This window comes from Vibrio harveyi, assembly GCF_030060435.1.
GTDB lineage: Bacteria > Pseudomonadota > Gammaproteobacteria > Enterobacterales > Vibrionaceae > Vibrio > Vibrio harveyi.
Genome location: NZ_CP125875.1, coordinates 3,136,281 through 3,154,136, shown reverse-complemented (window position 1 = coordinate 3,154,136; position 17,856 = coordinate 3,136,281). Strand labels below are relative to the sequence as shown.

The window sequence follows — 17,856 nt, the reverse complement described above, 5'->3', positions numbered from 1 at the left end:
AGCACTCTATGACGGATACGGTTAAAAACTTAGTGAATCGGTACGACGATTTAATCAGCACCCTACAAGCTGGCTTTGTCCCTTTACTACTTCTCTTTTGTCGCTTGTGGGTTGCATGGGTGTTCTTCAATTCAGGGCTAATCAAACTCTCGTCTTGGGATAGCACACTGTATTTATTTGAGCTGGAATACCAAGTGCCAATACTGCCATGGGAATTGGCGGCTTACTTAGGAACGGCTGCAGAATTGGTTCTACCGGTGTTCTTGGCACTAGGATTGATTACCCGCCCGATGGCTGCGATTCTGTTTGTATTCAACATCATCGCCGTGGTCTCTTACCCGCTGTTATGGGAGAAAGGTTTCTATGATCACCAACTTTGGGGATTGATGATCCTAGTTGTGATTGTTTGGGGACCAGGACCATTATCCCTCGACCACATACTGAAGAAGAAAATCACTCACTAAAAAAATCCCCGCATGATGCGGGGATTTTTTTATTATTTATTTAAGTAAGCCAGTAGCTCTTCAGGTGAGATACCCTGCTTCGCGAGATCTTTTGCCATCTGCTCTACTTGCTCGCCTTTACGTGACTCAATCACTTGCTGAAATTGGTACACGATATCGCGTAGGACTGGCACTGGAACTTGTTTTGCCGCGCTACGAATGCGCTCAGAGCTTTGGTTACCTAATTCGTTAAGCAACTTACCAAACATCACCTTTTCTGGTGACTCTTCCATTTGCTCTAGGATACGAGCCATTTCATACGTGGTTAACGACATTACTTTATGAGTTCCGTTATGGTGTCGAGAAAAGTTTGAACGACAAATATACACGCGTTAAGTACATTGGAAAATACTAAATTACCGAGTTTTACGCATTCGCCAATTTCGCATGCCAGTTCTTACCAGCTTTGCTAAACAGAATCACTAATGCTGGAAGCAATACCCACATATGAATCGCAATCAGAGTTTGTGGATCCAGTGATAAACGCTGTAGCGTACCCACCAACAAACCAGAGCCACTCATTTGGAACAAACCAAGTAGTGCAGCCGCAGTACCCGCTTTATCACCGAACGGTTCCAACGCTTTACCTGCTGCTGCGCCAAGAATCCAAGCAAAGCCGACCGATGAGATAAAGATTGGTAGCATGAAAGACAGTGCCGTGTGGTGCTCTTTCATCACCATCATGATCACGCCAGCAATTGCCAGTAAGCAGATACCAACAACCAGTGAATTGTGTGTGCCCCAGCGATCCATGAACTTAGGCGCAAGCATACAAGCAGCAATGTTGAACGCCGCATTCAGACCAAACCAGAAGGTGAATTCATTCATCGATAGTCCCATGCCTGTCATCAACACTACAGGTGCAGACGTTACATAAGCAAGAATGACCGCCATCGCCATCAAACACAGTGAAGCGTGGAAGATGAATGATGGTGTGCTCAAGACTGCCCAGTAGCGGCTCAGTTTAAATACCGCCTGCTTTTCTGTTGCAGGGTTGGTTTCCTTCATCCCAAAGAACATCATCGCTCCTGCAATTACAGCGAAACCCGCCATAAAGCTGAAGTTTGCACGCCAATCAAATTGTTGGGTTAACCAACTACCAAGAATCGGTGCCAGTGCCGGGATAAAGCAGATCGCGCCGTTAAGGTAGCTGATCATTTTGCCGCTTTTTTCCGGACCAAAGATATCGCGAACTGTTGCAAAGGCTGCTACAGATGTTGCACATGCACCTAAGCCTTGTAGCAAGCGAGCCGCCAACATCCACTCAATATTTTGAGCACTCCACGCCAATAAAGCGCTCAATGCGTAGATGGTGATGCCTCCCAATGCAACAGTTCGACGTCCGAGTTTATCTGCCAAGGGACCAGCGAATAGCTGACCAACACCCATAGCAAATAGGAACCAAGTGATGGTGTCTTGTGCCAATGCATTTTCTACCTGAAAAGTGGACGCGATAAGAGGCAAAGCAGGTAGATAGATATCAATCGCAAGCGGACTGAACAGAACTAACATGGTCAACAGCGCCATCTGTTTTTTGCTATTTGTAATATGGCTAGACACAAAACACTCCAAATTGAACAAGAACTTTTGAGCAAAGCTTAATCATCTGATGATATGAATGGAAATGATGTATACTCATGACCATTATTCCAATGGGGAAAATCACTGTGAACGTAGAGAAACTGGCACGCATCGACCTCAATTTGCTGGTCTGTTTTAAAGTGCTGATTGAAGAGTTGAATGTCACCCGAGCTGCCCACAGACTGTGCTTGAGTCAGTCTGCCGTGAGCAAATCCTTAGCGAAATTACGTACCCAATTTGATGATCCTCTATTCACTCGAAACTCACACGGATTAACGCCAACTCCGCGCGCATTGTTCCTTAAACCGAAACTGGATCTGTTGATAAACCAACTTGAGGTACTGACTCAACCCGAAGAGTTCTCGCCACAGAGCAGTGAGTACCGTTTTCAAATCGCAGCGGTAGAGAGTGTCTACCCGCTCATTCTGCCCCACTTCTTGCCAGCGATTTTCCAACAAGCACCAGGCGTGACCATAAGCACCCACTCTTGGTCGGAACAAACGTTCAAGATGATTCAACGCGGTGAAATCGATTTAGGCATGACAGGTCGAGATATCGACATCAACGATGCCAAGCTGACTATGCTGCCGCCCGATGACATTTGTGAACAGGAAATCTATCGCGACCACCAAATGTGTATCGTGCGTAAAGACCACCCGGCTTTGCGTAGTAACTGGAACTTAGAAGCTTACCTAGCCCTGCGTCATGTACAGGTGCGTTGTGATGGCAACGACCGTTGGTTGCTCGACTATCGTTTAGCCGACATTGGTCGCGAACGTGATATCGCAGTCACCGTACCGGACTTTAACAGTGCCGCCAGTTTGTGTTCTTACACCGATTTTGTGTTTACCGCGCCAAGCCACTTTGTGAAGTTGGCAGCTAAACAACACGACATGGCGTTACTGCCGCTGCCACTCGAATTCCCGCCAATGGCTTACACTTTGTTCTGGCACCGAGACAGAGAAAATGACCCAGCTTTAACTTGGCTACGTACTATGATCACGCAAAAAACCGATCATCTTAGATAAAAATCCCGGACGCGATTTGCGCTCTTACGGTAAAATGAGTAGCTTAACAGTCGATAGTCCTTTTTGGCTCATCTATGGTCTGTTGTACTCCGACTCTATTGAAGTGATTGCGAACCTCAATGGAATCGTAAACTGCATGAAGCAGATGGAAACAGCTCCCACACCTGAGCATGAAGGAGCGGTAATTTGAAGGAATAACACAGATGCACAACGATACCCAAAGCCGCGTGAATGCAATTCGCGAATGGCTAGCACAACATAATATTGATGCCCTACTTGTCCCACATGAAGACGAGTACTTGGGCGAATACGTACCAGCGCACAACGAGCGTTTACACTGGCTAACTGGTTTTACCGGTTCTGCTGGTGCTGCGGTAATCACCAAAGACAAAGCCGCTATCTTTGTTGATGGTCGCTACACGGTACAAGTCACTAAGCAGGTTCCTGCTGATCTATTCGAATACCGTCACCTAATTGAAGAACCAGCACTAGATTGGATTAAAGACCATCTTGCAAATGGCGCGTCTGTGGCAATCGACCCTCGCATGCACAACTCTGCTTGGCTAGACATGGCACAAGCAAAACTTGCAGGCGCACTTGAGCTTAAGATTCTCGCCAGCAACCCAATTGATGAGCTGTGGCACGACCGCCCTGCTCCTGTGGTTTCTGATGTTCGCCTAATGGCAACAGAAGCGGTTGGACAATCAAGTGAAAGCAAACGTCAAGAAATCGCAGAGCTGGTGAAAAAAACCGGCGCAGACAGCGCAGTGATCACAGCACTTGATTCTATCTGTTGGTTACTCAACGTTCGTGGTCTTGATGTATCACGTCTACCAGTTCTGCTTTCTCACGCGATTCTGCATTCAGATTCAAGCGTGGAATACTTCCTAGATCCAGCTCGCCTACCTGCTGAGTTTGACGCTCACGTTGGTTCTGGCGTAACAGTTCATCACCCAGAAGCATTACAAGCACGACTAGAAACTCTAACTGGCAAGAATGTACTGGTTGACCCTGCGACAAGTAACGCATGGTTTAAGTTGGTTCTACAAAATGCTGGCGCATCAGTGGTGAGTAAAGCTGACCCATGCCTAATGCCAAAAGCGGCGAAAAACGCGGTTGAAATCGCAGGCATGAAAGCATGTCATATCCGCGATGGCGTGGCGATGAGTAAGTTCCTATCATGGTTAGATGCTGAAGTCGTTGCAGGTAACCTGCATGATGAAGCGACCCTTGCAGACAAACTGGAAGCGTTCCGTAGCGAAGACCCGACACTTATGGATCTTAGCTTCGATACTATTTCGGCAGCAGGTGGCAACGCGGCGATGTGTCACTACAACCACGAGAACCAACCTGAACCTGGCAAGCTAGAACTGAACACGCTTTACCTAGTGGATTCAGGCGGTCAGTACCTAGATGGCACAACAGACATCACGCGTACAATTGCGATCGGTCAGCCTTCACAAGAGATGATTAAACAATTCACTCTTGCGCTAAAAGGTCACATCGGTGTTGCACGTGCACGTTTCCCGAAAGGCACTCGTGGTTACCAAATCGATACGCTAGCTCGTCAGCACCTATGGGCGGAAGGCTACGATTACGATCATGGTACTGGTCACGGTGTTGGTCACTTCCTAAGTGTTCATGAAGGTCCAGCGAGCATTTCGAAGAAGCAAATCGATGTGCCTCTAACAGAAGGTATGGTGCTATCCAACGAGCCAGGTTACTACCGTGCAGATGCGTTTGGTATCCGTATCGAGAACCTAGAGCTTGTTGTTGAAACCCCAACTAACGGTGACTTCCCTGTTCTGTCATTTGAGTCGCTAACACGCTGCCCAATCGACAAGCGCAACATCAACGTTGATATGCTAACTCGTCCAGAACTTGCTTGGCTGAATGACTACCATCAGAAGGTATGGGATGAGATCAGCCCGCTAGTTGAAGGTGATGTGAAAGAGTGGCTTCGTCAAGCAACGCTACCAGTAGCACACAGCTAGAAGCTAGAAGCTAGAAGCTAGAAGCTAGAAGCTAGAAGCTAGAAAAAGTAGAGGGTTGATGTTTTACATCAACCCTCTTTTTTGCTTATGTTTCACGTGAAACATAACGATGACCAGTGGCTTTCTTTGCTACTTAACCAGAATACGCCGAGTGCCAATCTCGCCATACTGGGTCAAATCCTTTCGCTCGAATCATATCTTCCACAGAACCCGCGCTTCGCTCATCGCTGATCTCAAACTGCTCGAGTTCAACATCATCCATCGCATAACCACCCGGCTGAGTTTTCGATGCCGCAGACATACTGGTGATACCTAACGGTAATGCGTTGTCTCTGAACTTCGGTGATTCACGAGTCGATAATGACAACTCAACTTCTGGATTCAACAAACGATAAGCGCAAATCAACTGAACAAGCTGCTTATCCGTCATGACTGATTTTGGTTGGAGCGCGCCCTCACAAGGACGTAAACGCGGGAAAGAAATCGAGTAACGAGTCTGCCAATATGTGCGCTCTAGATAGTCCAAGTGCGCTGCCACATAAAAGCAATCGGTACGCCACTCTTCCAACCCTATCAAAGCACCGATACCGATCTTATCAATACCCGCTTTTGCAAGACGATCGGGTGTATCCAATCGGTATTCGAAATCCATCTTGTTGCCACGCAAATGGTGCTCGGCGTAAGTCGAAGGATGATACGTTTCTTGATAGACCATCACCGCATCCAAACCCAATGTCTTGAGCTCAGCGTATTCGTCTTGATCTAGTGGCTGTACTTCCATCGCCAAATAGTTAAAGCGCTTCTTAATCATCGGCACCATTTCGCGAAAGTATTTCATCCCCACTTTGGTTTCGTGTTCGCCAGTCACCAGCAATACGCTATCAAACTTCATGCGTTTAATGGCTTCAACTTCTGCAGCCACTTCGTCCCTATTCAAAGTACGACGCTTGATTCTATTCTCCATCGAGAAGCCACAATAAGTACAAGCATTGGCACACAAGTTAGAGAGGTATAATGGAATGTAAAGCGACATGGTATTACCAAAGCGCTTACGAGTTGCCGAATATGACAGCTGCGCCATTTGCTCTAAGTACGCTTCAGCCGCTGGTGAAATTAGCGCTTTAAAGTCTTCCAAATCACGCTTGGGTTTATTCAATGCTCGCTCGACATCTTGTGCCGTTTTCGCGTAGATCGACATTGAAATGTCATCCCAATTCAGCTGCTTAAATTGTTCAACGAAGCTCATGTTTTCCTCGCTTAATAGCTAAATCAATCTAGGGCTAAAGCTCATCTAGAAATGACGTCAGTGGACTCGACGCAACCGCATGAGAAACCTTACCTGCAAGTCCGGCTTCATAAGCCATACGCCCCGACTCTACCGCCAACTTAAATGCCTTCGCCATCGCAACGGGATCGCTCGAAGCTGCAATCGCGGTATTGACGAGTACGGCATCCGCGCCCATTTCCATCGCACGCGCGGCATGTGAAGGTGCGCCAATACCCGCATCGACAACGACAGGAACATTAGCTTGGTCGATAATGATTTCTAGGAAATCGTGAGAAACTATCCCTTTGTTAGAACCGATCGGCGCACCTAATGGCATGACCGCAGCACAGCCCACTTCCTCCAATCGTTTACACAGAACCGGGTCAGCATGACAATAAGGAAGGACAATGAAACCCTCACGAACCAGTTGCTCAGCGGCTGCTAGTGTCTCAATGGGATCGGGCATCAAGTACTTCGGGTCTGGGTGAATCTCCAATTTTAGCCAGTTAGTGCCCAACGCTTCTCTCGCTAATTGTGCTGCAAACACAGCATCTTTAGCATTCTTTGCACCTGAGGTGTTCGGCAATAAGTTCACACCCGCTTGTACTAGCGGCAGCAAAATATCGTCTTGTTGGTCGTTCACATCCACACGCTTCAACGCCATAGTCGCAAGTTGAGAACCCGATACTTGAATCGCTTCTGCCATTAATCGGCTGTTGGCAAACTTCCCTGTTCCTGTGAACAGTCTAGATTCGAATTGTTTATCACCAATTTTAAGCATCGACTTTAACCCCCTGCGATCGCTTGAAACAAAGAGATGCTATCTCCTTGTGAAAGAACTGTGCTAGCCCACTCACTGCGCGGCACAACATTGTTATTAATTGCAAAAACACAGCCCATTTCAGGCAGCGTAAATTGACTAATGATTTGCTGTAGATTCGACTTACTGGCGACTTGATGTGACTGGTCATTGATGACAATAGTGATCATATCTAAGTCAGCAGCGGTCATTTGTGTCGCTTGTTGTTCTGATAACGTCATTGCTTCCAACTCTCTTAATTCTGTCCATTACTCGTAAACTAAATCTGAGCACACACTTGGCACTGTTTGTCTTTGCTTATCGCCATGGTTTGCCATTGCATTTTCAATCCATCAAACAGATGTAACTTAGCAGTCTCAACATGAAACTTTCCCGTCGCCAGTTTTTGAATTGCCGCTATCGCTTGGTAGTTGCCAAGTGTGCCCACCACCGGACCGACGACACCGCTGTCACTGCACTTTTGCGTTTGCGGTAATTCGTCGAACGGATACAAACAGCGGTAACAGGCTTTACTCTCTGCTTCTTGTTCAATCTGCGTTTGATAATCAAAGACAGCGAATTGCCCTTGCCAACCAATTGCCGCCGCCGAGATGAGCGGCGTGTTTTGCTCGAAACAAACTTGGTTAATTAGTTGACGCGTTGGCATGTTATCGGTGCAGTCGAGCACCACATCCGCTAGCATCACCTCAAGCTGAAGCTGTGCTTTGTCCAATCGCTTATTGAGAGCACGAGTTTGAACCATAGAATTAAGGTCAGTCAGTTGCTTTACAGTCGCTTTTGTTTTCGCAACTTGGAGGTCTTGTTCGCGATAAATGATCTGACGTTGTAGGTTACTGCTATCAACTTCATCGTCATCGACCACAACCAATTTACCAACGCCCGCTGACGCCAAGTACAAACTCGCAGCGCTCCCTAGCCCACCACAACCGATGACCAGCACATGCGATTTGCTCAAACGCTCTTGCCCAATTTCGGCAATTTCAGGCAGAGCGACTTGGCGCTGATAGCGAAGAAACTGCTTATCCGTGAGCATGCTCGCCTCTCTTGTTATGCGCCAATTCACTATTCTGATCAGTAAACGTTAGCTGTCTTTCCTTCATCAGTTGTGCGAAGAACTCGATGACGGACTGAGGTGATTCTGCCAACGTAATAGCACGCACAACTGCCAAACTAGAAACACCTGTTTGCCAAACTTGGTCTGCATTAGATTGGTCAATACCACCAATCGCGACCGTCGGAAAGCCAAGCACATGGTCACTAACTGCTTTGTCTTTTGCAGGTCTGAAAGCAGCCTCTGTATTTGTATAAGGAATGCTATCAATCAACTTTTGATACAGAGCCAAGCGCACCAAACCTTGTGGTTTCGATGGCATCTGTTTTGTGGTGGTTGGGAAAATATGCCCTAGTGCGATGTAGCTAGGATGAATTTGTACGATGCGCAGTAGTTCGTAATAACCATGCGTAGAAAGACCAAGACGAATACCCGCTTTAGTTAGCTGAGCTAAATTCGATTCTTCTATGTCTTCTTGTCCTAGGTGAACACCATAAGCGCCATGCTTGATTGCCAACTGCCAATAGTCATTGATGAACACTTGTGCTTGATACTGACGACCTAGCTCAATTGCTCGAATAATCTGTTGTTCTAAATCGGCTTGTTGTGGGTTCTTGATTCGCAGTTGAATAGTGTTGATGCCTAGTGGCAGTAGACGCTCAATCCAAGCAACATCATCAACGACTGGATAGAGCCCTAGACTTTGCTTAGTTAGAGTTGGAAAGCTAACGCTCTCGCCTTGTGCAGACCAACCAACTTGAATACCTAGTCGGTTATCCTCCAGTACAGGCGTGGGGAAATCATCAAATTGGTCAGCCCACTGAGTAGATCTTCCCTCGTCAAGGTTGTCATTCAACAGTGTTTCACGTGAAACATTCGCTTGTTGAGTTAGCATTCCTCGAGCAAGTGTTAACGCATCTTCGATAGGAAAATCGAGTACTGTCAGCGTTACAGTCCAAGCAAGGTGATGTTCGGGATCGAACATTGCGTTGAATTTGGACTTAACGGAAAGCGCTCTCACTTCGTTGTTAATTGGGTGACGCCAGATATCAAGCTGAAGCTCTTTCTCCTTTTCATCGGATACCTGCGTATCAGCAATGCCAATATAAATCGCTTTCGACGGTTGCTTAGCACACGCTTCTACTGATAAAGCAGAGCGGTAATAGAGCACCAATGAACTCTCATGCTCAGAGTCATAACCATCAATAAGATCTGTCGTTATGCGTGTGGTCTGTTGGTTGCGAACAAGTTGAATAGATTGAGTTGGGCTCACACCCAACTCAACGTCTTCTATGCTAAAACCCTGTTCTTTCGCCAACAACAAACATTGTTGAACTAAACCTGTTAGTTCAATCAATGATGACGGAATAAGGATTTTGCTCATCAGTCACTTACCTCGGCATGTGCTGCTGGGTGGTATAACTCAGAACCTGTGTCTCTAAATTCTTGCGATTTCTGACGCATCCCCTCAAGAGGATCATCTAGCATTTTGATCGAGATAGCTTGGTCCGCAGCAACTTGCTCAGTGTCTTTCGCATATTCTCGGACTTCTTGCGAAATCTTCATGGAGCAGAACTTTGGTCCGCACATCGAACAGAAGTGAGCAACTTTTCCAGACTCTTGAGGCAAGGTTTCATCATGGAAGGCACGAGCGGTATCGGGGTCGAGCGACAAGTTGAATTGGTCTTCCCAGCGGAACTCGAAGCGAGCTTTAGAAAGCGCGTTATCACGAACTTGTGCACCAGGGTGTCCTTTCGCCAAATCAGCGGCGTGCGCAGCAAGCTTGTAAGTGATCATACCTACCTTTACATCTTCTTTGTTCGGTAAGCCAAGGTGTTCTTTAGGAGTTACATAACAAAGCATCGCACAGCCATACCAACCAATCATCGCAGCGCCAATACCTGAAGTAATATGGTCATAACCAGGAGCAACGTCTGTAGTCAGTGGACCAAGGGTGTAGAAAGGAGCCTCATGGCAGTGCTCTAACTGCTCTTCCATGTTCTCTTTGATCATATGCATTGGAACATGACCAGGACCTTCGATAATCACCTGTACGTCGTATTCCCACGCAATCTTGGTTAACTCACCAAGGGTACGAAGCTCTGCAAATTGCGCTTCATCGTTAGCATCTGCAACCGAACCAGGACGCAGACCATCACCGAGAGATAGTGCGACATCGTACTTAGCACAGATTTCACAGATCTCTCGGAAGTGGGTATATAAGAAGCTTTCTTGGTGATGCGCTAAACACCATTTCGCGATGATAGAACCACCACGAGAAACGATGCCAGTAACGCGTTTTGCTGTCATTGGCACATAGCGAAGTAGTAAACCGGCATGAATAGTGAAGTAGTCAACGCCCTGCTCTGCTTGCTCAATCAGAGTATCGCGCATCACTTCCCAGTTAAGGTTTTCCGCCACACCATTCACTTTCTCAAGCGCTTGGTACATAGGTACAGTACCGATCGGAACCGGACTATTACGCAGAATCCACTCGCGAGTTTCGTGAATATTACGTCCAGTAGAGAGATCCATAACGGTATCGCCACCCCAGCGCGTTGCCCATACTAACTTCTCTACTTCTTCCTCAATCGAAGAAGTGACCGATGAGTTACCGATATTGGCATTCACTTTGACCAAAAAGTTACGTCCAATGATCATTGGTTCGGATTCTGGGTGGTTGATATTAGAAGGGATAATCGCGCGACCTTCGGCGACTTCTTTACGCACAAACTCGGCGGTAATGTCTTTTGGAAGATTCGCTCCGAAGCTTTGACCCGGATGTTGTTGATTCAGCACTTCATCGCGGTATTGAGCACGTCCCATATTTTCACGTAGGGCGATGTACTCCATTTCTGGGGTAATAATGCCTTTGCGAGCATAGTGTAACTGAGTCACACACAGCCCATCTTTGGCACGTCGAATACGTGGTAGATTACCGTAACGAAGATCGTCTAACGTTTCATCTTCTAAGCGCTCTTTGGTGTATACCGAGCTTACTTCATCAAGTAGTTCAGTATCGGCACGCTCTTCAATCCATCCTTCTCTCAGCTTAGGTAAGCCGTTGTAGAGGTCTATGGTGTGTTCTGGATCTGTGTATACACCCGAGGTATCGTAAACGCGGACTGGCTCATTAGGCTCGAAAATAGGCGCCTCTTTTGTGCCTCCAATAAGGCTATCAGCGAGTGATATTTCACGCATTGGCACACGAATATCGGGACGTGAACCTTCTACGTAGACTTTGCTTGAATTTGGGTACGGTTGTACCGAGAGTGTATCAATGAACTGTTTTGCTTCCAGTCTCGCTTGCTTGCGACTCGACATAGCATTTTTCCTTGCTTTGTTATGCTTAGATAAAAAGTATTGGGATAAAAATGCTTGGCGGATAGATGCGACAAGAGGAATCGAATTAAAGACAAGTTGAGCGAGTGCTCTTCGTCTATAACAACATTCGACTATTTGATAGGTCGACCAGGTAGAACTGGTGTAGATATCTTCTCTTGTTCCCTTCGCAGATTCTAATCTGATCAGGTTCAACGGATCCCGAATTAACGGTCTCAGCCTTATGGCACTCCGACAAGTAAAATCAGTATATAAAAACGGCTTGGTTAAACCAAGCCGACCTGATTAAGATTTGAGTATTTTTGCTAGCTACGCATCAATAATTGGAAACCAATCCACGCAGCTGAAATGCTTAACACGACATTCAGTAGTACGTTCAATCCCATCTTAAAGAAAGCGCCCTGCTGCATAAGCAACACGTTATCCATCGAGAAAGTAGAGAATGTAGTTAATGCGCCCAAAAAGCCAAGACCGATGATTTGACGCCATGGGTCAGTGACCATCAACTCCGTTTCAAACGCAGCAATCAGTAGACCCATAATAAATGAGCCAACGACGTTCACGGTTAAGGTACCGTACGGAAAGCCACGACCGAGTAGCATCACACAAAGTTCAGAAATTAAGTACCGAGAACATGCACCAAATGCACCACCCAATGCAATAAAACCCAAAACGGATAGTTGTCCCATAATTCCCCCAGAAAAGTTAATGGCGACATTGTAATCAAATTTACGGTAATAGTGATTATACAATCTTAGAATTCAGCAAAGTATAGCGCTTAAAACTTATCAAGATTTAAAAAGTTACAGGAGTCACTTTACTTCAATATAACCCATCAACCCCGTCTTCATGTGTTCGATCACATGACAATGGTACATCCAACGCCCTGGGTTATCTGCAACAAATGCCGCTTTCGCACTGCCATTTTTTCCAAGTAAGACCGTATCGGTATGAAACGGTTCATCGAGTTTTTTGCCATCTAACTCAAGAACAGTAAACGTGTGCCCATGAAGGTGAATAGGATGATGATATTGGGTGACGTTCTTAAGGTTGAAAATATAAGTTTTTCCGAGCTCCAATGTTGAAAGCGGTGCTGGAATATTATCTTTACTCATTCCCTCCCAAGCTCGTTTATTCATTAACCAAAACTTAGGTATCGCTTTGCCCGATTTATCGGCAGGAGTGACCGCCCCCTCCCATTCAAACACATAATCAATTTGTTCCGCATTTTCCAAATCAAGATCTGGCACAGGGTTGAGAGGCAATAAAGGCAGTTTCTGATTACCCGGCAGGTCAGACTCAACAATATCAAACTCACACAAAGAAAATGGGAAACGTCCTTTCATTTGACGCACATAAACACGTTCTCCAGCCTTCGGAGCAATCAATCCAACATCTAACCTCATTCCTGGACCAATTTTGTGCTGAGTGAGCTTATAAGGCGTTTTAACAGGATTACCATCTATAGCAATAACCCAAGCCTCTGCGCCTACTATAGCGATCGGGTAAGTAATGGTGTTATCGACATTAGCAATTCTTAATCGCGTGGTAGCATTCTGCTTCAGCATATAAACAGGCTCATGAACACCATTAACGCTACTCCACTCTCCGGGGGTTCCCATACGAGCGCTTAAGCGAGGTACCATAAGGTTCTTCCACTGTCCTTGTTTGTCTAAATGCCAATGCTTGAGGACGACTTCATGCTCTTCATCAAACTGAACAGGCTCCGCCTCTTCAACGATGATTAGCCCAACTAAGCCCATCCCAAGTTGCTTAACGCTATTCATGTGTGGGTGATACCAAAATGTGCCCGCATCTGGTGGTGTAAATTCATAAACGAATGTTTCACCCGGCATAATAGGCGGCTGGCTCAAGAAAGGGACACCATCCATTTCAATAGGGATTCGCAAGCCATGCCAGTGGATTGTAGTCGGCTCAGAAAGCTTGTTAGTAAACCGAATAATAACTTTCTCGCCTTGACGACAACGAATCGTAGGCGCTGGAATCGAGCCATTAAACGCAAGTACATCCGTGGTAAACCCTGGTACCAATTCAGCAGTAGAAGGCTCTGCAGTGATATCGTATATATGCTGACCTTGTTTGTTAGTGCTCTTAGATAGAGAACATGCAGGCAGAACGGTAAGCGCAGAGATCGCTAAGGAAGATTGAAGAAAGCGTCGACGAGATATATCCATGTATTTAGTCACTCATTATTCCAATTGATGTGAGTGTAACTAAATATTAATAATGATTCTCAGTTATCTTTTAAATATGTGCACTTATGATGCTTAGGGTCAGGAATATAAATGAAGATCCATATTTAATAGGCACTAAAAAGGTAGTAAGCACCTACACACATATAATAAAGAAGTAAAAGAGATCGGTTTGAGAAAGAGGGAACTTAATGGTAAATAAGGCTAAAGCAAGTAGGAAATTGAAGACTCTAGAAACGACGAAACCCAGTCCGAAGACTGGGTTTCTAAATAAGTGGCGGAGCGGACGGGACTCGAACCCGCGACCCCCGGCGTGACAGGCCGGTATTCTAACCAACTGAACTACCGCTCCGCACTGGTTAGACCTAAAGTCTAAGTTTTTGTCTTCACTTTTTCATAAAAAATGAAAATAAAATACAAGCCTGGCGATGTCCTACTCTCACATGGGGAAGCCCCACACTACCATCGGCGCTAATTCGTTTCACTTCTGAGTTCGGAATGGAAATCAGGTGGGTCCAAATCGCTATGGTCGCCAAGCAAATTCTTTAATTCGGAAAACTGATTTTAAATTCTACTTACACACATTCAATGTTCTTACATCGAGTCCATCAAAACCCCTTGGGTGTTGTATGGTTAAGCCTCACGGGCAATTAGTACAGGTTAGCTCAACGCCTCACAACGCTTACACACCCTGCCTATCAACGTTCTAGTCTCGAACAACCCTTTAGGATACTTAAAGTATCAGGGAAGACTCATCTCAGGGCTCGCTTCCCGCTTAGATGCTTTCAGCGGTTATCGATTCCGAACTTAGCTACCGGGCAATGCGTCTGGCGACACAACCCGAACACCAGAGGTTCGTCCACTCCGGTCCTCTCGTACTAGGAGCAGCCCCCTTCAATCTTCCAACGCCCACGGCAGATAGGGACCGAACTGTCTCACGACGTTCTAAACCCAGCTCGCGTACCACTTTAAATGGCGAACAGCCATACCCTTGGGACCGACTTCAGCCCCAGGATGTGATGAGCCGACATCGAGGTGCCAAACACCGCCGTCGATATGAACTCTTGGGCGGTATCAGCCTGTTATCCCCGGAGTACCTTTTATCCGTTGAGCGATGGCCCTTCCATTCAGAACCACCGGATCACTATGACCTGCTTTCGCACCTGCTCGAACCGTCATTCTCGCAGTCAAGCGGGCTTATGCCATTGCACTAACCTCACGATGTCCAACCGTGATTAGCCCACCTTCGTGCTCCTCCGTTACGCTTTGGGAGGAGACCGCCCCAGTCAAACTACCCACCAGGCACTGTCCGCAACCCCGATTAGGGGTCGACGTTAGAACATCAACACTACAAGGGTGGTATTTCAAGGACGGCTCCACACAATCTAGCGACCGTGCTTCAAAGCCTCCCACCTATCCTACACATGTAGGGTCAATGTTCAGTGCCAAGCTGTAGTAAAGGTTCACGGGGTCTTTCCGTCTAGCCGCGGGTACACTGCATCTTCACAGCGATTTCAATTTCACTGAGTCTCGGGTGGAGACAGCGTGGCCATCATTACGCCATTCGTGCAGGTCGGAACTTACCCGACAAGGAATTTCGCTACCTTAGGACCGTTATAGTTACGGCCGCCGTTTACCGGGGCTTCGATCAAGAGCTTCGACCGAAGTCTAACCCCATCAATTAACCTTCCGGCACCGGGCAGGCGTCACACCGTATACGTCATCTTACGATTTTGCACAGTGCTGTGTTTTTAATAAACAGTTGCAGCCACCTGGTATCTGCGACTCTCAATAGCTCCATCCGCAAGGGACTTCACCGTCGAGAGCGTACCTTCTCCCGAAGTTACGGTACCATTTTGCCTAGTTCCTTCACCCGAGTTCTCTCAAGCGCCTTGGTATTCTCTACCCGACCACCTGTGTCGGTTTGGGGTACGATTCCTTACAATCTGAAGCTTAGAGGCTTTTCCTGGAAGCATGGCATCAATGACTTCACTACCGTAGTAGCTCGACGTCGTGTCTCAGCCTTAAAAAGAGCCGGATTTACCTAACTCTTAAGCCTACGCACTTGAACCTGGACAACCGTCGCCAGGCCCACCTAGCCTTCTCCGTCCCCCCATCGCAATTGTAAGAAGTACGGGAATATTAACCCGTTTCCCATCGACTACGCCTTTCGGCCTCGCCTTAGGGGTCGACTTACCCTGCCCCGATTAACGTTGGACAGGAACCCTTGGTCTTCCGGCGAGGAGGTTTTTCACCCCCTTTATCGTTACTCATGTCAGCATTCGCACTTCTGATACGTCCAGCATGCGTTACCACACACCTTCAACCGCTTACAGAACGCTCCCCTACCCAATGTACTAAAGTACATTGCCGCAGCTTCGGTTTACTACTTAGCCCCGTTACATCTTCCGCGCAGGCCGACTCGACCAGTGAGCTATTACGCTTTCTTTAAATGATGGCTGCTTCTAAGCCAACATCCTGGCTGTCTGAGCCTTCCCACATCGTTTCCCACTTAGTAGTAATTTGGGACCTTAGCTGGCGGTCTGGGTTGTTTCCCTCTCCACGACGGACGTTAGCACCCGCCGTGTGTCTCCCGGATAGTACTTACTGGTATTCGGAGTTTGCAAAGGGTTGGTAAGTCGGGATGACCCCCTAGCCTTAACAGTGCTCTACCCCCAGTAGTATTCGTCCGAGGCGCTACCTAAATAGCTTTCGGGGAGAACCAGCTATCTCCAGGTTTGATTGGCCTTTCACCCCTAGCCACAAGTCATCCGCTAATTTTTCAACATTAGTCGGTTCGGTCCTCCAGTTGATGTTACTCAACCTTCAACCTGCCCATGGCTAGATCACCTGGTTTCGGGTCTATATCCAGAGACTGAACGCCCAGTTAAGACTCGGTTTCCCTACGGCTCCCCTAGATGGTTAACCTTGCCACTGAATATAAGTCGCTGACCCATTATACAAAAGGTACGCAGTCACACCACGAAGGTGCTCCTACTGCTTGTACGTACACGGTTTCAGGTTCTATTTCACTCCCCTCACAGGGGTTCTTTTCGCCTTTCCCTCACGGTACTGGTTCACTATCGGTCAGTCAGTAGTATTTAGCCTTGGAGGATGGTCCCCCCATATTCAGACAGGATATCACGTGTCCCGCCCTACTCGATTTCACTTTAAATGCGTTGCCGGTTACGGGGCTATCACCCTGTATCGCACAACTTTCCAGAAGTTTCACCTGACGCATAAAAAGCTTAAGGGCTAGTCCAATTTCGCTCGCCGCTACTTTCGGAATCTCGGTTGATTTCTTTTCCTCGGGGTACTTAGATGTTTCAGTTCCCCCGGTTCGCCTCGCTGCGCTATGTATTCACGCAGCGATACTAGCTTATGCTAGTGGGTTTCCCCATTCGGAAATCCCAGACTCAAATGGTTTTTACTACCTAATCTGGGCTTATCGCAAGTTAATACGTCCTTCATCGCCTCTGACTGCCAAGGCATCCACCGTGTACGCTTAGTCACTTAACCATACAACCCGAAGGAGTTTCGAGTTGATGAACAAGTCACCAAAGTTGTCTGCAATTTTTATACATGATGCAGACTCGATTTTGCCGGACTCAAATTCCAAGAACACTTGAATGTGTTGTATTGGTGTTTGTCATAAAGACAAACATTGAGAACTTTACAAACAAACTTAAAAGTTTGTTTTGTCAGCTTTCCAAATTGTTAAAGAGCTAATCACTTCTAATGAAGTAACCATTTTTAAAAGCACTCATCGAATGCGCTTAAAGATGGTGGGCGATACCGGGCTCGAACCAGTGACCCCCTGCTTGTAAGGCAGGTGCTCTCCCAACTGAGCTAATCGCCCACATTAGTTTTACGTCTCGTGGTAGACGTCTCGAATGGTGGAGCTATGCGGGATCGAACCGCAGACCTCCTGCGTGCAAGGCAGGCGCTCTCCCAGCTGAGCTATAGCCCCATCGAGAAATGGTGGGTCGTGCAGGATTCGAACCTGCGACCAATTGATTAAAAGTCAACTGCTCTACCAACTGAGCTAACGACCCAA

Annotated in this window: 13 protein-coding genes, 4 tRNA genes, 2 rRNA genes and 1 riboswitch; of the genes, 3 read left to right on the top strand and 16 right to left on the bottom strand. The window is 46.9% G+C overall.

Going from position 1 to position 17,856, the window contains the following annotated elements:
- Nucleotides 1-8 precede the first annotated feature (8 nt).
- The gene (locus QMY49_RS14920) at nt 9-464 is read left to right on the top strand and encodes a DoxX family protein (protein ID WP_009696777.1); all 456 of its coding nucleotides are present in this window, start codon (nt 9-11) and stop codon (nt 462-464) included.
- 32 nt (nt 465-496) lie between these two features.
- Here QMY49_RS14920 and tsrA read toward each other — a convergent pair whose 3' ends face one another.
- Nucleotides 497-778 carry an H-NS-like global regulator TsrA gene (gene tsrA / locus QMY49_RS14915; RefSeq protein WP_005447240.1) on the bottom strand — a complete coding sequence of 94 codons (282 nt, stop codon included), beginning with the start codon at nt 776-778 and terminating at the stop codon, nt 497-499.
- A 91-nt stretch (nt 779-869) separates the two neighbouring features.
- Entirely contained in the window at nt 870-2,063 is a 1,194-nt protein-coding gene (locus QMY49_RS14910; RefSeq protein ID WP_009696776.1) for a multidrug effflux MFS transporter, read from the bottom strand.
- A gap of 107 nt (nt 2,064-2,170) precedes the next feature.
- Here QMY49_RS14910 and QMY49_RS14905 point away from each other — a divergent pair, with 107 nt between their 5' ends.
- Nucleotides 2,171-3,112, top strand: coding sequence for a LysR substrate-binding domain-containing protein (locus QMY49_RS14905; protein ID WP_045491402.1), 942 nt, complete (start codon nt 2,171-2,173; stop codon nt 3,110-3,112).
- A 203-nt stretch (nt 3,113-3,315) separates the two neighbouring features.
- Complete coding sequence (locus QMY49_RS14900) at nt 3,316-5,106, top strand: aminopeptidase P family protein (RefSeq protein ID WP_009701363.1); 1,791 nt, start codon at nt 3,316-3,318, stop codon at nt 5,104-5,106.
- 133 nt (nt 5,107-5,239) lie between these two features.
- Here QMY49_RS14900 and thiH read toward each other — a convergent pair whose 3' ends face one another.
- From thiH to QMY49_RS14830, 14 genes are all read right to left on the bottom strand, one after another.
- Nucleotides 5,240-6,352, bottom strand: a complete 1,113-nt coding sequence (thiH, locus tag QMY49_RS14895) for a 2-iminoacetate synthase ThiH (protein ID WP_039988745.1) — start codon at nt 6,350-6,352, stop codon at nt 5,240-5,242.
- Nucleotides 6,353-6,386: 34 nt separating this feature from the next.
- Nucleotides 6,387-7,154, bottom strand: coding sequence for a thiazole synthase (locus QMY49_RS14890; RefSeq protein ID WP_005397059.1), 768 nt, complete (start codon nt 7,152-7,154; stop codon nt 6,387-6,389).
- 5 nt (nt 7,155-7,159) lie between these two features.
- Nucleotides 7,160-7,414: a sulfur carrier protein ThiS gene (thiS, locus tag QMY49_RS14885; RefSeq protein WP_009696772.1), complete on the bottom strand. Its 255-nt coding sequence runs from the start codon at nt 7,412-7,414 to the stop codon at nt 7,160-7,162.
- 38 nt (nt 7,415-7,452) lie between these two features.
- Nucleotides 7,453-8,226 carry a HesA/MoeB/ThiF family protein gene (locus tag QMY49_RS14880; RefSeq protein WP_283312190.1) on the bottom strand — a complete coding sequence of 258 codons (774 nt, stop codon included), beginning with the start codon at nt 8,224-8,226 and terminating at the stop codon, nt 7,453-7,455.
- The gene (locus QMY49_RS14875; protein ID WP_283312188.1) at nt 8,213-9,628 is read right to left on the bottom strand and encodes a thiamine phosphate synthase; all 1,416 of its coding nucleotides are present in this window, start codon (nt 9,626-9,628) and stop codon (nt 8,213-8,215) included. The genes QMY49_RS14880 and QMY49_RS14875 overlap by 14 nt, the downstream gene beginning before the upstream one ends.
- Nucleotides 9,628-11,568: a phosphomethylpyrimidine synthase ThiC gene (gene thiC / locus QMY49_RS14870; protein WP_009696769.1), complete on the bottom strand. Its 1,941-nt coding sequence runs from the start codon at nt 11,566-11,568 to the stop codon at nt 9,628-9,630. The genes QMY49_RS14875 and thiC overlap by 1 nt, the downstream gene beginning before the upstream one ends.
- 163 nt (nt 11,569-11,731) lie before the next feature.
- Nucleotides 11,732-11,830: riboswitch (TPP riboswitch) on the bottom strand.
- A 61-nt stretch (nt 11,831-11,891) separates the two neighbouring features.
- Entirely contained in the window at nt 11,892-12,275 is a 384-nt protein-coding gene (gene crcB / locus QMY49_RS14865; RefSeq protein WP_005430379.1) for a fluoride efflux transporter CrcB, read from the bottom strand.
- 123 nt (nt 12,276-12,398) lie between these two features.
- Nucleotides 12,399-13,781, bottom strand: a complete 1,383-nt coding sequence (locus tag QMY49_RS14860) for a multicopper oxidase family protein (RefSeq protein WP_009696767.1) — start codon at nt 13,779-13,781, stop codon at nt 12,399-12,401.
- 293 nt (nt 13,782-14,074) lie between these two features.
- A tRNA-Asp gene (locus QMY49_RS14855) sits at nt 14,075-14,151 on the bottom strand.
- Nucleotides 14,152-14,219: 68 nt separating this feature from the next.
- Nucleotides 14,220-14,336, bottom strand: a 5S ribosomal RNA gene (rrf, locus tag QMY49_RS14850).
- A 92-nt stretch (nt 14,337-14,428) separates the two neighbouring features.
- Nucleotides 14,429-17,318 (bottom strand): 23S ribosomal RNA (locus QMY49_RS14845).
- Nucleotides 17,319-17,582: 264 nt separating this feature from the next.
- A tRNA-Val gene (locus tag QMY49_RS14840) sits at nt 17,583-17,658 on the bottom strand.
- A gap of 35 nt (nt 17,659-17,693) precedes the next feature.
- Nucleotides 17,694-17,769 (bottom strand) — tRNA-Ala (locus QMY49_RS14835).
- A 9-nt stretch (nt 17,770-17,778) separates the two neighbouring features.
- Nucleotides 17,779-17,854 (bottom strand) — tRNA-Lys (locus QMY49_RS14830).
- Nucleotides 17,855-17,856 lie beyond the last annotated feature (2 nt).

Excerpts from the sequence above, each read along its gene's own strand:
- QMY49_RS14920 (WP_009696777.1), top strand. The coding sequence starts at position 9 with ATGACGGATACGGTTAAAAACTTAGTGAATCGGTACGACGATTTAATC.
- tsrA (WP_005447240.1), bottom strand. The coding sequence starts at position 778 with ATGTCGTTAACCACGTATGAAATGGCTCGTATCCTAGAGCAAATGGAA.
- QMY49_RS14900 (WP_009701363.1), top strand. The coding sequence starts at position 3,316 with ATGCACAACGATACCCAAAGCCGCGTGAATGCAATTCGCGAATGGCTA.
- thiH (WP_039988745.1), bottom strand. The coding sequence starts at position 6,352 with ATGAGCTTCGTTGAACAATTTAAGCAGCTGAATTGGGATGACATTTCA.
- QMY49_RS14890 (WP_005397059.1), bottom strand. The coding sequence starts at position 7,154 with ATGCTTAAAATTGGTGATAAACAATTCGAATCTAGACTGTTCACAGGA.
- thiS (WP_009696772.1), bottom strand. The coding sequence starts at position 7,414 with ATGACGTTATCAGAACAACAAGCGACACAAATGACCGCTGCTGACTTA.
- QMY49_RS14880 (WP_283312190.1), bottom strand. The coding sequence starts at position 8,226 with ATGCTCACGGATAAGCAGTTTCTTCGCTATCAGCGCCAAGTCGCTCTG.
- QMY49_RS14875 (WP_283312188.1), bottom strand. The coding sequence starts at position 9,628 with ATGAGCAAAATCCTTATTCCGTCATCATTGATTGAACTAACAGGTTTA.
- thiC (WP_009696769.1), bottom strand. The coding sequence starts at position 11,568 with ATGTCGAGTCGCAAGCAAGCGAGACTGGAAGCAAAACAGTTCATTGAT.
- crcB (WP_005430379.1), bottom strand. The coding sequence starts at position 12,275 with ATGGGACAACTATCCGTTTTGGGTTTTATTGCATTGGGTGGTGCATTT.
- QMY49_RS14860 (WP_009696767.1), bottom strand. The coding sequence starts at position 13,781 with ATGGATATATCTCGTCGACGCTTTCTTCAATCTTCCTTAGCGATCTCT.